A 15,001-nucleotide genomic window follows, 5' to 3' on the forward strand; every position below is an offset into this window, starting at 1 on the left:
TCTGTGGGAGCAAGCAGGCTCACTCCCACAGAGAACCGACTCTTCAAGGATTGACCATGTCCTTCCCCAACACCTGGTATTCCCGGACCTCGCTGCCCCGCCCAGCCAGGTCTGAATTGAACACGGACGAAACCTGCGACGTGTGCATCATCGGTGCCGGCATCGCCGGCCTCACGGCGGCCCTTGAGCTGACCCGCCGCGGCAAGCGCGTGATCATCCTCGAAGCCCATCAGGTCGCTTGGGGCGCGTCTGGACGCAATGGCGGCGTGGTCTCGCCGGGCTGGGCGGAAGGGTCTGGCGCGATTCGCAAGAAACTTGGGCTGGAACACGCCAGGGCGCTGTTCCAGATGTCGGTCGAAGGCGTGGAGATTGTCCGCCGCAACATCGCTGAATTGGCCCTGAGCGGTTGCACGCCGTCCGCCGGCACGATTCGGGTCAAGCGCTACGACGACGGTGCCGGCGTGAAAAGCCACATTGACGCCATGCGCCGCGATTTCGGGTATGAACTCAACTTTCTCGACACCGCGCAAATCCGCGAACGGGCACACACGTTGCGCTATTTCCAGGGTGTCGAAGACCCGAACGCCATGCATTTCCACCCGCTCAATTATTGCCTGGGCCTGGCCCTGGCCATCGAAACGGCTGGAAGCAGGATTTTCGAGCAATCGAAGATGCTCGCCTGGCACCGTGAAGGCAGCGACAACATCATCAAGACCGGGCATGGCACCGTGTGCTGCAAGGACCTGGTGTTCTGCGCCGGCGGTTATGGCGGCGCCGAGTTGCAAAAGCTCAGCCGCGCGTACCTGCCCATCGCCACCTATGTGGTGTTAACCGAACACCTGGGCGACTCGATCAAAAACGTCCTCGATTCCGGCGCGGCTTTTTCCGATGACCGCCGCGCGTCTGACTACTACCGCATCGTCGAAGGCGATCGCCTCCTCTGGGGTGGACGGATCACGACCCGCAACGAACAGAACGAGCAAGCCCTGGCGGCGATGCTCAAGGCCGACATGGTGTCGGTCTACCCGCAACTGGCACCGGTAAAGATCGAATTGGCCTGGTCCGGTCTGATGGGTTACTCCACCAATAAAATGCCCAACCTGGGATTATTGGAACCGGGTGTTTGGGCCTGTACTTCATTTGGCGGTCACGGTCTGAATACCGGCTCGATTGGTGGGCGGGTGATTGCCGAGGCGGTGTGCGGGGAAACGAAGCGGTATGAGTTGTTCAAGCCTTACCTGCTGGACTGGAATGGCGGGCCGTTCGGGCGCGTGGCCGCCAATGCGATCTATCAATCGCTGAAAGTGATGGATTTCGTTCAGGAGCGGCTCAAAGGCTGAAGGTCTGACGCCCCGCCTGTGGGAGCGAACTTGCTTGCGATGACATCGATCATTCAACATTGATGTCGACTGAAACACCGCTATCGCGAGCAGGCTCACTCCTACAGTTTTTTCAGCGCGCCTGGCCCTGCTTCATACTGCGTAGGGTGAGCGGCTATCGCCCAGGCGATAAGCGCTAGTTTATTGGATCCCCAGCAGGTTGGCCTTGCCACCCGTGCTGTACTGCCTGGGCACCAAGCCAACGGACGCAGCAAAATCGCGACTGCATCGGTACTGCTGACCATCGCCCATCTCCACAGCCAATAGGCTGGCGGTGATCGGCCCGACACACGGCAAGCTCAGCAAACGACTACCCAGCTCGGCAGGTTGCCGAAAAAATGCATCACCTGCGGTCGTGAGAACTTTTTGCGAAACACCTCACGACCCGACTTATCCTGGCCGTGAAGGTGGAAACTGTGTTTACCGAGATCGATACCGATCAGCGCTGACTCGCTCATGATGATGGCCTGCGAAAACAAAACACCCTGCGAAAGCGTAGCCCTCGCAGGGTGTGGGGTGACCATCTCATTAAACCGGCCGAGGCCGGTTTTTTCATTTCAACGATCTCAGAACATGGCGTTCTGCAGGTCGTCCAGGTAACGCTCGGTGTCCAGTGCCGCCATGCAGCCGGCGCCGGCCGAGGTGATGGCCTGACGGTAAACGTGGTCAGCCACGTCACCGGCGGCAAAGATACCTTCAACGCTGGTCGCTGTGGCGTTGCCTTCACGGCCGCCCTGCACCACCAGGTAGCCGTCTTTCAACGTCAGCTGACCTTCGAACAACGAGGTGTTCGGGGTGTGGCCGATGGCGATGAACACGCCGTCGACTTTCAGCTCGTCGAAGCTGCCGTCGTTGTTCTTCAGGCGAGCACCGGTCACGCCCATGTTGTCGCCCAGGACTTCGTCCAGGTTCGAGTTCAGTTTCAGCTCGATTTTGCCTTCGGCAACCCGGGCATTGAGCTTGTCGATCAGGATCTTCTCGGCGCGGAAGGTTTCGCGACGGTGGATCAGGGTCACCTTGCTGGCGATGTTGGCCAGGTACAGCGCCTCTTCAACCGCGGTGTTGCCGCCGCCGACCACAGCCACTGGCTTGTTGCGGTAGAAGAAACCGTCGCAGGTCGCGCAGGCCGACACGCCTTTGCCCATGAATGCTTCTTCCGACGGCAGGCCCAGGTAACGAGCGCTGGCGCCGGTCGCGATGATCAGTGCGTCGCAGGTGTACTTCGCGCTGTCGCCGATCAGGGTGTACGGCTTGGAAGCAAAGTCCACGGCATTGATGTGATCGAAAACAATCTCGGTCTCAAAACGCTCGGCGTGCTCTTTCATGCGCTCCATCAACGCCGGGCCGGTCAGGCCGTGGACGTCGCCCGGCCAGTTGTCGACTTCGGTGGTGGTGGTCAGCTGACCGCCGGCTTGCATGCCGGTGATCAGCAGCGGCTTGAGGTTGGCACGGGCGGCATAGACCGCAGCGCTGTAACCGGCAGGGCCGGAACCGAGAATAATCACTCGCGAATGACGGACTTCAGACATGACCTGCTCCTGTTGACCGGCCCTGAACAACGGGCGCGGAACGCCGGGTTGCCGGCGGGAATAAAAAAGGACCGTGGTTGACCTTGGGGAAGGCTTGAGTACGACAGTCCTGCAAAAAGATTGGGTGCAGCGTATCGAGGGGGCGAAGATTAAGGAAATACGGTTTAACAATCCAGCTCATAGGCGGTCTCTATCCCACTGCGGCGACTATATAGGCGTCTTTGTTACAGTGAATGTCGATACCGCCGCCGCGCTTTCCCCCTTTCGGCAAAGCCGGTAAGGTCGGCGCGTTTCCCTCTGCCCGGAGCACGTTATGCCCGCACCCGTCCTGTCCGGACCGCAATACCTGCGTGAAGGCCTCAAGTTGGTCCTCAGCCCCAGCCTGCGTTTATTCGTGTTGTTGCCACTGGCCATCAACCTGGTGCTGTTCGTCGGATTGATTTATCTGGCTGGCCATCAATTCAGTGTGTGGGTCGATACGCTGATGCCGACCCTGCCCGACTGGCTGAGTTTTCTCAGCTACATCCTCTGGCCAATTTTTGTGGTGCTGGTGGTGTTGATGGTGTTTTTCACCTTCACCATGCTCGCCAACGTCATCGCCGCGCCCTTCAACGGCTTCCTCGCGGAGAAAGTCGAAGTGGTGGTGCGCGGCACCGACGACTTCCCGTCCTTCAGCTGGGGCGAACTGATCGCCATGATTCCGCGCACCCTGTCCCGGGAGATGCGCAAACTCGGCTACTTCCTGCCCCGGGCGATCGGGCTGTTCATCCTGTCCTTCATCCCGGTGGTCAACATCATTGCTGCGCCGCTGTGGCTGTTGTTCGGGGTGTGGATGATGGCGATCCAGTACATCGACTACCCGGCAGACAACCACAAGCTGGGCTGGAACGAGATGCTCGCCTGGCTTCGGCAGAAGCGCTGGCAGAGCATGAGCTTCGGCGGCAGCGTGTATCTGGTGCTGTTGATCCCGGTGGTCAACATTCTGATGATGCCGGCCGCCGTGGCGGGCGCGACGTTGTTCTGGGTGCGTGAGCGCGGCGCGGAGAATCTGGTGGCCCAGCGCTGATCAGGTCATAAATCCATCATCAAAGCGCCACAATGACGACATGGCCTCAGCCCACACTGAGGTCATGACGACAGCTCTGCATATCACCCTGATCACTGAAACATTCCCTCCGGAAATCAACGGCGTGGCCAATACCCTTGGCCGTTTGTGCGACGGTTTGCGCGCGCGCGGGCATCAGGTGGAATTGGTCCGGCCACGCCAACTGTGTGATCTGCAGATGAGCAGTGACGATGATTTGCTGTTGTGCCGCGGCTGGCCGCTACCGGGCTATCCCGGCCTGCAATGGGGCCAGTCGTCGATGCACAAGTTGCTCAGGCGCTGGACCCGGCATCGCCCGGACGTGCTCTACATCGCCACTGAAGGGCCGCTGGGCTTGTCTGCATTGCGTGCGGCACGGCGGCTGGGGATTTCGGTGGTCAGCGGCTTTCACACCAACTTTCAGCAGTACTCCAACCAATACGGACTGGGGTTGCTGACGCGATTGCTGACTCACTACCTGCGCTGGTTCCACAACCGTTCGACCCTGACCCTGGTGCCGAGCCCCAGTCAGCGCATGGAGCTTGAGCGTCGCAGCTTCGAACGCCTGGCATTGCTCTCCCGGGGGGTCGACAGCCAATTGTTTCATCCGAGCAAAAGGCTGGCATCGCTGCGGGAACAATGGGGATTGGCCGAGAACGACATCGCGATCATTCATGTCGGGCGCTTGGCCCCGGAGAAAAACCTCGGCTTGCTCAAGCGCAGTTTCGACGCACTGAAGGCCACTTATCCCCAGCGCAACCTGCGTTTGATCGTGATCGGCGACGGCCCCCAACGAGCGACGCTGGAGCAGGAACTGCCCGAGGCGGTTTTCTGCGGTTCGAAACGCGGCGAAGCGTTGGCCAGTCACTACGCATCCGGTGACGTATTTCTGTTCCCGAGCATGACCGAAACGTTCGGCAATGTGGTGCTTGAGGCATTAGCGTCGGGATTGGGGGTGGTCGCTTACGATCAGGCGGCCGCCGCTCAACATATCCGTCATGGCTATAACGGCGTGCTGGCGATGCCGGGGGATGAAGAGGCGTTCTGTGATGCGGCAGTGTGGCTGCTGGAAGAGCGCGAGACCTTGCGCTGCGTGCGCCTGAATGCGCGACAGCATGCGAGCCGGCAGGGTTGGGCGGCGATTATCGAGCAGTTCGAGGGGCAGTTGCGGGGGGCTTGTGTGGGGGAGTTGGTGGTGCCGACTGCATCGACTGTCCCTTGATGGTTGGTGACATTGGGTCAGTCATCGCGAGCAGGCTCACTCCTACAGGGGTTCTGTGTCGTACTCAAAACCTGCGGGAGCGAGCCTGCTCGCGAAGAGGCCCTTCCAGACGCGACTTAAACCAACGTCATCAACGCCTCTCGGCTGAACGGCAGGATGTCTTCCTCTCGACCGTCTCGTACTTTTTGCGCCCAATCCGGATCAACCAGCAACGCACGCCCCACCGCCACCAGATCGAATTCGTCGTTGTTCAGACGCTCCAGCAGTTTCTCCAGGCTCGCCGGCTGGGCAATCTTGTCGGTGTTGACCATGAACTGCAGGAACTCGCCATCCAGGCCCACGCTGCCCACGGTGATAGTCGGTTTGCCCGTCAGTTTGCGGGTCCAGCCGGCCAGGTTCAGCTCGGAACCGTCGAATTCCGGCTCCCAGAAACGGCGCGTCGAGCAGTGAAAAATATCCACGCCAGCGTCGGACAACGGCTTGAGAAACTCGCCCAGCGCTTCCGGGGTTTGCACCAGACGCGCGGTGTAATCCTGCTGCTTCCATTGCGAGAAACGGAAGATGATCGGGAAACCTTCACCGACCGCGGCGCGCACCGCTTGAATCAGTTCGATAGCAAAACGTGAACGGTTGGCCAGATCGCCACCGTATTCGTCGGTGCGCTGGTTGCTGCCTTCCCAGAAGAACTGGTCGACCAGATAGCCGTGGGCACCGTGGATTTCCACGCCGTCCATGCCGATGCTCTGGGCATCCTTGGCGGCTTGGGCGAACGCGGCGATCACGTCCTGAATATCCTGTTTGGTCATGCCATGAACCACGACCTGACCGTCTTTCAGTTTTTCTGACGGGCCGTAACCCGGCACGTTCGCATCCGGTTCGGTGCCGATACGGCGCACGCTGCCGACATGCCACAGCTGTGGAACGATCTTGCCGCCTTCGGCATGCACCGCATCGACAACTTTCTTCCAGCCGGCCAGCGCGGCTTCACCGTAGAAATGCGGCACGTTCGGGTAGCCGTTCGACGCCTTGTGACCGACGGTGGTGCCTTCGGTGATGATCAAGCCGACGCCTGCGGCGGCGCGACGACGGTAGTACTCGATCACTTTGGAATTAGGCACGCCACCCGGTGAAAACGAACGGGTCATCGGCGCCATGACGACGCGGGTCGGCAGTTCGAGGGTGCCGAGGTGGAACGGTTTGAACAGGGCTTTAACGGGCATGGGGCACTCCACGAAAACGATATCGACGGGATGGAATTTTATGACGGCGATAATATGTGCAGTTCAAAGCCAAGCCCAGCACTATTGATCTGAGTGATTAAGGGACAAAAGGCAGGCATAAAAAATCGCAGCCCGAGGGCTGCGATTTTTGGGGGTGTCAGCTCAGCGCTTTTTCAATCGCATGCACGATCGTCGGATCATCCGGCGCCGTACGCGGGGAAAACCGCGCCAGCACACGACCGTCCTTGCCCAGCAGGAATTTTTCGAAGTTCCAGGTAATGTCACCCGGGAATTCCGCGCCCTCGCCCGCCAGCAGGCGGTACAGCTGATGACGCTCATGACCGTTGACTTCCAGTTTGCTGGACAACGGAAAGGTCACGCCATAGTTGAGGCTGCAAAACTCCTGGATTTCCTGTTCGGAACCCGGCTCCTGCCCGGCAAACTGGTTGCAAGGCAAGCCGAGTACGCTGAAACCCTTACCTTTGTATTGCTGGTAGAGGTTTTCCAGCGCCGCGTACTGTGGGGTCAAGCCACATTTGGAGGCGACGTTGACCACCAGCACGACTTGCCCTTTGAAAGGCGCCAGCGGTAGCTCCTGTCCATCCAGGGCTGTCAACTTAAGGTCGTGAAAAGCACTCATGACGAACTCCAAATTCCCGTGTTCTTCTCGAAACAGCCACTTGGCAATGCCGCCAGGGACAGCCGCCGACTAAAAAGGCGCCCTCGGGCGCCTCTCCAGTTCTCTGAGCTTAGCGCAGAAAATCAGTGGTGATGGCCACCTTCGCCATGGACGTGACCATGAGCGACTTCTTCCTGGCTGGCGTCACGGATGTCGATGATCTTGACCTGGAAATTCAGGCGCTGACCGGCCAACGGGTGGTTGCCGTCGACGGTGACATCGTCGCCGTCCAGATCGCGAATGGTGACGATCTGCATCTGGCCGTCCGGAGCGGAAGCGTGGAACTGCATGCCCACTTCCAGTTCGTCGACGCCTTCGAACATGCTGCGGCTCAGGGTGCTGACCAGTTCGGCAGCGTACTCGCCATAGGCATCTTCAGGTTCAACGGCTACGGTCAGCTCGTCGCCGACAGCTTTGCCTTCCAGAGCCTTTTCCAGGCCCGGGATGATGTTACCTGCGCCTTGCAGGTAGACCAGCGGCGCGCCACCGGCGGAGCTGTCGATGACCTCACCAGCGTCGTTGGTCAGGGTATAGTCGATGGAGACAGCCTTATTGGCGGCGATCAGCATGGGGCGAGACCTTTTGCATAAGAATGAAGAAAGGCCAAGTTTAGCGAAGCCATCGCCCGAAAGCGAACACAACCCGGACGGAAGGTTGGCGACGCCAAGCGCAACGGTCACCGGTTTCCATCAGGATGAGGACGGGCATTGGGTGGCCGAGCTTTCCTGCGGCCATACTCAGCACCTGCGCCACCAGCCACCGTGGCAATCGCGTGCCTGGGTCCTGGATCCCGCGCAACGTATTGAAAAAATAGGCCAGCCCTTTGATTGCGGTTGGTGCGCACAAGGCCCGGTTAGCGATAACCTTGGCGACTGAATTTCGGTAGATCGTCAGGTATAAACGATCGCCTTTGCCATGCTCCCTTAGAGAATCCGCATGCAAACTTTTTTTATCGCACCCACCGATTTTGGTGTGGGTCTGACCTCCATCAGCCTCGGGCTGGTGCGCACCCTTGAGCGTGCCGGCCTCAAGGTCGGTTTTTTCAAACCGATTGCCCAGCCACACCCGGGCGACACCGGCCCGGAGCGGTCCACCGAACTGGTGGCGCGCACCCACGGTTTACGGCCACCGCAGCCGCTCGGCCTGGCGCACGTCGAGCGCATGCTCGGTGATGGCCAGCTGGATGAGCTGCTCGAAGAAATCATCACCCTGTATCAGCAAGCCGCCGTCGGCAAGGACGTGCTGGTCGTGGAAGGCATGGTCCCGACCCGCAGCGCCAGTTACGCCGCGCGGGTCAATCTGCATTTGGCCAAGAGCCTGGATGCCGACGTGATTCTGGTCTCCGCGCCAGAAAGCGAAGCCCTGACCGAGCTCTCCGGCCGCGTGGAATTGCAGGCCCAATTGTTCGGCGGGCCGAAGGACCCGAAAGTACTCGGCGTGATCCTCAACAAGGTCAAGACCGACGAAAGCATGGACGTCTTCGCCACGCGCTTGAAGGAACACTCGCCGTTGCTGCGCAGCGGTGATTTCCGTTTGCTGGGCTGCATCCCGTTCCAGCCGGAATTGAATGCGCCGCGCACCCGCGACGTCGCCGACCTGATGGGCGCACAAATCCTCAATGCCGGCGATTATGAAACCCGGCGCATGACCAACATCATCATCTGCGCCCGCACCATGCGCAACACCGTGGAGCTGCTCAAGCCCGGCGTGCTGGTGGTGACGCCGGGTGATCGCGACGACATCATCCTCGCCGTCAGCCTCGCGGCCATGAACGGCGTGCCGCTGGCCGGCCTGCTGCTGACCAGCGACACCCTGCCCGACCCGCGCATCATGGACCTTTGCCGTGGCGCCTTGCAGGCCGGTTTGCCGGTGCTGTCGGTGAGCACTGGCTCCTACGACACCGCGAACCAGTTGAACGGTTTGAACAAGGAAATCCCGATCGACGACCGCGAGCGTGCGGAGATCATCACCGACTTCGTCGCCAGCCATCTCGATGCCAACTGGCTGCACCAGCGCTGCGGTACCCCGCGTGAGATGCGCCTGTCGCCCGCCGTGTTCCGTTATCAATTGATCCAGCGTGCCCAGGCGGCGAACAAACGCATCGTGTTGCCAGAAGGCAGCGAGCCGTTGACCGTACAAGCCGCGGCGATCTGTCAGGCCCGTGGCATTGCCCGTTGCGTGTTGCTGGCGAAACCGGCGGACGTCGAAGCCGTCGCCCGCGCCCAAGGCATCGAGCTGCCGCCGGGGCTGGAAATTCTCGACCCGGACCTGATCCGCGAACGCTATGTCGAGCCGATGGTTGCCCTGCGCAAAAGCAAAAGCCTCAACGCGCCGATGGCCGAGCAGCAACTGGAAGACACTGTGGTGATCGGCACCATGATGCTGGCGCTGGATGAAGTCGATGGCCTCGTCTCCGGGGTCATTCACTCCACCGCCAACACCATCCGCCCGGCCCTGCAGCTGATTAAAACCGCGCCGGGCTGCACCTTGGTGTCGTCAGTGTTCTTCATGCTGTTCCCCGAAGAAGTGCTGGTCTACGGCGACTGCGTGATGAACCCGCACCCGAGCGCCAGCGAACTGGCCGAGATCGCCCTGCAAAGCGCCGACTCGGCGGCCGCGTTTGGCATCACTCCGCGCGTGGCGATGATCAGCTATTCCAGCGGAGAGTCCGCCAGTGGCGAAGAAGTCGAGAAGGTCCGCGAGGCGACGCTGCTCGCCCACGAACAGCAAAACTCGCTGCTGATCGACGGCCCGTTGCAGTACGACGCCGCCGCCAACGAAACCGTCGCCCGGCAACTGGCCCCCAACAGCCAGGTCGCCGGTCGCGCGACGGTGTTCGTGTTCCCCGACCTGAACACCGGCAACACCACCCACAAAGCCGTGCAGCGCAGCGCCGACTGCGTGAGTCTCGGGCCGATGCTGCAAGGCCTGCGCAAACCGGTGAACGACCTGCCGCGCGGTGCGCAAGTCGATGACATCGTCTACACCATCGCGTTGACCGCGATCCAGGCTGCCAACCGACCTATGGATGTTTAAATGCTGGATTCCCTGCCTGCCGCCATGCGCGGCGTGATTGCCTCGTTGTTGTTGGCCCTCAATACCATTCTGCTGTGCTCGTTTCTGTTCTGCGTGGCGATTTTCAAGGTGCTGCCGTTCGCCATCACCCAGCGTTTCACGCGCTGGCTGATGAGCCACACCCATGAAGCGTGGATCAGCAACAACAAGGCCTGGATGAACCTGGTCTGCCGCACCCGCTGGCACCTCAGTGGCCTGGAAAGCCTGGACTATCGGCACTCGTACCTGATCACCAGCAACCACCAGAGCTGGGTCGACATCATGGTGCTGCAATACGTGCTCAACCGTCGCATCCAGCCGCTGAAGTTTTTTCTCAAGCAGGAGCTGATCTGGGTGCCGGTGATTGGTCTGGCGTGGTGGACGCTGGGCTTTCCGTTCATGAAGCGCTATTCCAAGGCGTACCTGGAAAAGCACCCGGAGAAGAAAGGCAAAGACCTGGAAACCACCCGCAAGACCTGCGCGAAGTTTCGCAACAGCCCGGTGGGGATTTTCAACTTCGTCGAGGGCACGCGCTTCACCGAAGGCAAGCATGCCCAGCAGAAATCACCGTTCAAGTATTTGCTCAAACCCAAGGCCGGTGGCATTGCGTTTGTGCTGGATGCGATGGGCGAGCAGCTGGAGTCCATCGTCAACGTGACGATTCACTATCCGGGCGGCCGTCCGGGCTATTGGGATTTGCTCTGCGGGAATGTGAAGGACGTGGTCGTGCATTTTCAGGAGCTGAAGATACCGCCGCAGTTTATTGGCAAGAACTACGACCAGGATGGCGAGTATCGATTGCAGTTTCAGGGGTGGATCAACCAGCTGTGGCTGGATAAGGATGCGTTGCTGGGGCAGATGCACCGGGAGTATCCAGCCAAGTCTTGAGGCGCGCGTTCCGGCCTCATCGCGAGCTTGCTCGCGATGGCGATCTTAAGGACACAAAAAAACCCGCCGATGATCACTCATCGGCGGGTTTTTTATGGCCGGCTTAGCGCTTAGATCGCGCCGCGGCCACGCAGCAGATCCAGCACCTGCTTGACGCTCTCTTCCAGCGACAGCGACTGGGTATCGACCACAAGGTCAGCATCCAGCGGCACATCGAATGGGAAGGAATCGCCCGGGATGTTATCCCCGGCCGCCGCGTACAGACCCTGCGGGTCACGTTCGGCGCAAACAGTCGGCGAGGCCTGGACGTAAACGGTCAGCAAACGCTCCTTGCCGATCAGTTCCCTGGCCTGCTCACGACCTTCAGCACTCGGTGCAACGAAGGCTGCGAGGGTCAGCAAACCGGCTTCGTTGAACTGACGCGCTACGTGTGCCGCACGACGCCAGTTCTCGGTACGCCCGGCGCGATCCTGTGGCAGACCTTTGTTCAGGTCATGGCGCAGGTTCTGACCATCGAGCACAAACACCGCACGGCCCATGTCGAACAGCTTGCGTTCAACCGCGTAGGCCAGGGTGCTTTTGCCAGCGCCCGACAGGCCGCTGAACAACACGGTGGCCGGTTGCTGGCCGAAGCGCTGGGCGCGTTCTTCAGTGGCGACGTGAGCGAGCTTGCCATGGTGCGTAGCGCTGCCATGGGCCACCGGCTGAGCGATGATCATGCCAGCGGCGACGGTGCCATTGGTCAAACGATCAATGACGATGAACGAACCGGTGGTGCGGTTACTTGCGTAACCGTCCAGCGCGATGGCCGCGTCGAGGCTGATCTTGACCCGACCGATTTCGTTCAGTTGCAAAGCGCTGGCCGGACCTTCTTCCAGGGTGTTCACGTCAACGCGGTTGACGATGCTGGTGATCGAACCCGGCACATAAGTTGTGGCACGCTTGATGTCGTATTTCTTGCCCGGCAGCATCGGTTCTTCGGCCATCCACACCAGCATGGCGTCGAAGGCGTCGGTCACTTGCGGCAGGTTGTCGGCGTGTACCAGCAAGTCGCCACGAGAGATGTCGATTTCGTCTTCCATGGTCAGCGTCACTGCCTGGCCTGGACCGGCATGCTCCAGCTCACCTTCGAAGGTGACGATGGATTTCACTCGGCTGCTCTTGCCTGACGGTAGCACAACGACTTCGTCGCCCTTGTGCACGACGCCGCTGGCCAAGGTGCCGGCGAAACCACGGAAGTTCAGGTTTGGACGGTTGACGTACTGCACCGGGAAACGCAGGTCGGTGTAGTTGCGGTCGCTGGCGATTTCGACGGTTTCCAGAATTTCCATCAGCGACTGGCCGGTGTACCACGGCGAGCGCTCGGACTTGTTCACCACGTTGTCGCCCTTGAGCGCCGACATCGGCACGAAGGCCATGGTGGTCGGCTTGAAGGCGATGCCTTCGGCGAACTTCAGGTAATCGGCCTTGATCGACTCAAAGACATTTTCGTCGAAGCCGTTGAGGTCCATCTTGTTGATGGCCACAACGATGTGTTTGATGCCCAGCAACGAAGCGATAAAGCTGTGGCGACGGGTCTGGGTCTGCACGCCATAACGGGCGTCGACCAGGATGATCGCCAGGTCACAGGTGGATGCACCGGTGGCCATGTTGCGGGTGTACTGCTCATGGCCGGGGGTGTCGGCGATGATGAATTTGCGCTTGGCGGTGGAGAAATAGCGGTAAGCGACATCGATGGTGATGCCCTGCTCACGCTCGGCCTGCAGGCCGTCGACCAGCAACGCCAGGTCGATGTCATCACCGGTGGTGCCGACTTTCTTCGAGTCGCGGGTAATGGCTTCCAGGTGATCTTCGTAGATCATCTTGGAGTCGTGCAGCAGGCGCCCGATCAGGGTGCTCTTGCCGTCATCGACGTTGCCACAGGTCAGAAAGCGCAGCATTTCCTTGCGTTCGTGCTGGCCCAGGTAGGCGAGGATGTCCTCGCTGATCAAATCAGATACGTGCGACATGACAACCCCTTAGAAATAACCCTGACGTTTCTTTTCTTCCATCGAGCCTGCGCCATCGTGGTCGATGACCCGGCCCTGGCGTTCGGAAGTTCGCGTCAGGAGCATTTCCTGAATGATGTCGGTCAGCGTGACAGCCTCGGACTCGACCGCACCGGTCAGCGGGTAGTCGCCGAGCGTACGGAAACGGACCTTCTTCTTGACGATGCGCGCCTTGTCTTCATCGCTCAGGTGATTGAGCAGACGTTCGTCGTCAATCATGATCCAGGTGCCATTCATTTCGATGACGTCGCGTTCGGCGGCGAAATACAGCGGCACAATCGGGATGCCTTCGAGGTAGATGTACTGCCAGATGTCCAGTTCGGTCCAGTTCGACAACGGGAACACACGAATGGATTCGCCCTTGTTGACGTTGCCGTTGTAGACGTTCCACAGCTCTGGACGCTGGTTTTTCGGGTCCCAGCGATGCTTGGTGTCGCGGAAGGAATACACGCGTTCTTTGGCGCGGGATTTCTCTTCGTCACGACGGGCACCACCGAAAGCGGCATCGAAATCATACTTGTCGAGGGCCTGCTTGAGGCCTTCGGTTTTCATGATATCGGTGTGCTTGGCACTGCCGTGGGTCAGCGGGTTGATGCCCTGTGCAACGCCATCGGGGTTCACGTGTACCAGCAGGTCAAGGCCGAGCTCTTCGACCATGCGGTCGCGGAACGCGTACATTTCCTTGAACTTCCACCGGGTGTCGACGTGCATCACCGGGAACGGCAGCTTGCCCGGGAAGAACGCCTTGCGCGCAAGGTGCAGCATCACGGCGGAATCTTTACCGACGGAGTACAGCATCACCGGGTTATCGAACTCGGCGGCGACCTCGCGGATGATGTGGATGCTTTCGGCCTCCAGCTGTTTCAGATGCGTCAGTTTGTCGACCATGGCTACTCACGAAAACGATCTTATGGACGGCCAGCGGGCCGTGTTCGAGCGAAGAATCCTAGCACAGCGACCTCTTCTAATCAGGACGCCAACTAGATCGAAAGGGTATATGAATATACCCCCTCGTTTGGGCGCCACAGCCCCATGCGGAAGCAAACGCCCTCCCACATTCTTGAAGGGTGCTGTTCACAGAATTTGCACAAACCCTCAAATAGGATTGGGGCAATCAATGAAGATATGTTCGAGGGCAAACCGGCGCGCCAGATAATCACCCAGTGCCTGGACACCATAACGCTCGGTGGCGTGATGGCCGGCGGCGATGAAGCTGATGTCGTTTTCCCGCGCGCTGTGAAAGGTCTGCTCGGAGGCTTCGCCACTGAGGTAAAGATCGACACCGGCCAACACTGCCTGATCGATGTAGCCCTGACCGCCGCCCGTGCACCAACCGACCCGGCGGATCATCTCGCTGCCTTCGATCAGCAGCGGCTCGCGGCCCATGACTTCCTGCACGCGACGGGCGAAATCACGCGGCGTCATCGGTTCGCTCAACGAACCGACCAGGCCAACAACTTTAAGATTGTCCGGATCCAGCGGACCTTCGACGGTGATGTCGAGCTGACGTGCCAGTTGCACGTTGTTGCCGACTTCCGGGTGCAGATCCAGCGGCAAGTGATAAGAAAGCAGGCTGATGTCGTGCTTGAGCAAGGTCTTCAATCGACGCTGTTTCATGCCGGTGATGCACGGGTTCTCGCCTTTCCAGAAATAACCGTGATGCACCAGCACCAGATCGGCCTCGGCTTCGACCGCCGCGTCCAGCAGTGCCTGGCTGGCTGTGACGCCACTGACAATGCGCATCACTTGCGGCCGGCCCTCGACCTGCAAGCCGTTGGGGCAATAATCGGCAATTTTGGCGCTGGAGAGGTAACGGTCGGCTTCTTCGACCAGGGTGCTCAGGGCGACGGCCATAAAAGACTCCTAAATATCCCGTTCAGAGGCGCGCTTGGCCTCGT

At 60.0% G+C, this 15,001-nt stretch carries 13 protein-coding genes and 1 pseudogene; 6 read left to right on the plus strand and 8 right to left on the minus strand.

The genetic code is table 11. The features are described from left to right. Window positions 1–56 precede the first annotated feature (56 nt). Entirely contained in the window at window positions 57–1,340 is a 1,284-nt protein-coding gene (locus tag AB4N43_RS12165) for an NAD(P)/FAD-dependent oxidoreductase (RefSeq protein WP_027924557.1), read from the plus strand. A gap of 101 nt (window positions 1,341–1,441) precedes the next feature. On the opposite strand, the pseudogene AB4N43_RS12170 reads toward AB4N43_RS12165, so the two are convergent. Both AB4N43_RS12170 and trxB read right to left on the minus strand, forming a co-directional pair. Next, window positions 1,442–1,700 (minus strand): annotated as a pseudogene (locus AB4N43_RS12170) (transposase); the annotation flags it as partial. 245 nt (window positions 1,701–1,945) lie between these two features. Then, the gene (gene trxB, locus AB4N43_RS12175) at window positions 1,946–2,908 is read right to left on the minus strand and encodes a thioredoxin-disulfide reductase (RefSeq protein WP_460154096.1); all 963 of its coding nucleotides are present in this window, start codon (window positions 2,906–2,908) and stop codon (window positions 1,946–1,948) included. A gap of 313 nt (window positions 2,909–3,221) precedes the next feature. On the opposite strand from trxB, the gene cysZ reads away from it, so the two are divergent. Both cysZ and AB4N43_RS12185 read left to right on the plus strand, forming a co-directional pair. Continuing rightward, window positions 3,222–3,974, plus strand: coding sequence for a sulfate transporter CysZ (cysZ, locus tag AB4N43_RS12180; protein ID WP_027924555.1), 753 nt, complete (start codon window positions 3,222–3,224; stop codon window positions 3,972–3,974). Between the two features lie 40 nt (window positions 3,975–4,014). Next, window positions 4,015–5,214: a glycosyltransferase family 4 protein gene (locus AB4N43_RS12185; protein ID WP_027924554.1), complete on the plus strand. Its 1,200-nt coding sequence runs from the start codon at window positions 4,015–4,017 to the stop codon at window positions 5,212–5,214. Window positions 5,215–5,330: 116 nt separating this feature from the next. Here the strand turns inward: AB4N43_RS12185 and AB4N43_RS12190 are convergent, their stop codons facing one another. The 3 genes from AB4N43_RS12190 to AB4N43_RS12200 form a co-directional block, all read right to left on the minus strand. After that, complete coding sequence (locus AB4N43_RS12190; protein ID WP_059181609.1) at window positions 5,331–6,434, minus strand: NADH:flavin oxidoreductase; 1,104 nt, start codon at window positions 6,432–6,434, stop codon at window positions 5,331–5,333. 157 nt (window positions 6,435–6,591) lie between these two features. After that, the gene (locus AB4N43_RS12195; protein WP_027924552.1) at window positions 6,592–7,074 is read right to left on the minus strand and encodes a glutathione peroxidase; all 483 of its coding nucleotides are present in this window, start codon (window positions 7,072–7,074) and stop codon (window positions 6,592–6,594) included. Window positions 7,075–7,196: 122 nt separating this feature from the next. Next, complete coding sequence (locus AB4N43_RS12200; RefSeq protein WP_045061434.1) at window positions 7,197–7,682, minus strand: FKBP-type peptidyl-prolyl cis-trans isomerase; 486 nt, start codon at window positions 7,680–7,682, stop codon at window positions 7,197–7,199. On the opposite strand from AB4N43_RS12200, the gene AB4N43_RS12205 reads away from it, so the two are divergent. The 3 genes from AB4N43_RS12205 to AB4N43_RS12215 are packed head-to-tail and all read left to right on the plus strand — an operon-like array spanning window position 7,651 to window position 11,055. Further along, window positions 7,651–7,989 carry a DUF3565 domain-containing protein gene (locus AB4N43_RS12205; protein WP_194940803.1) on the plus strand — a complete coding sequence of 113 codons (339 nt, stop codon included), beginning with the start codon at window positions 7,651–7,653 and terminating at the stop codon, window positions 7,987–7,989. The two genes, AB4N43_RS12200 and AB4N43_RS12205, sit on opposite strands and share 32 nt — an antisense overlap. Before the next feature lie 60 nt (window positions 7,990–8,049). Beyond that, window positions 8,050–10,149 carry a phosphate acetyltransferase gene (gene pta / locus AB4N43_RS12210; protein ID WP_027924550.1) on the plus strand — a complete coding sequence of 700 codons (2,100 nt, stop codon included), beginning with the start codon at window positions 8,050–8,052 and terminating at the stop codon, window positions 10,147–10,149. Then, window positions 10,150–11,055, plus strand: coding sequence for an acyltransferase (locus AB4N43_RS12215; RefSeq protein WP_027924549.1), 906 nt, complete (start codon window positions 10,150–10,152; stop codon window positions 11,053–11,055). Window positions 11,056–11,165: 110 nt separating this feature from the next. Here the strand turns inward: AB4N43_RS12215 and cysN are convergent, their stop codons facing one another. The 3 genes from cysN to AB4N43_RS12230 form a co-directional block, all read right to left on the minus strand. Continuing rightward, the gene (cysN, locus tag AB4N43_RS12220) at window positions 11,166–13,064 is read right to left on the minus strand and encodes a sulfate adenylyltransferase subunit CysN (RefSeq protein WP_027924548.1); all 1,899 of its coding nucleotides are present in this window, start codon (window positions 13,062–13,064) and stop codon (window positions 11,166–11,168) included. Window positions 13,065–13,073: 9 nt separating this feature from the next. After that, window positions 13,074–13,991 (minus strand): sulfate adenylyltransferase subunit CysD, encoded by a 918-nt coding sequence (cysD, locus tag AB4N43_RS12225; protein WP_460154097.1) that lies wholly within the window; start codon window positions 13,989–13,991, stop codon window positions 13,074–13,076. A 207-nt stretch (window positions 13,992–14,198) separates the two neighbouring features. Beyond that, window positions 14,199–14,957 (minus strand): Nif3-like dinuclear metal center hexameric protein, encoded by a 759-nt coding sequence (locus AB4N43_RS12230; protein ID WP_027924546.1) that lies wholly within the window; start codon window positions 14,955–14,957, stop codon window positions 14,199–14,201. Between the last annotated feature and the right edge of the window lie 44 nt (window positions 14,958–15,001).

It is taken from the genome of Pseudomonas sp. S2_B07 (assembly GCF_054668435.1).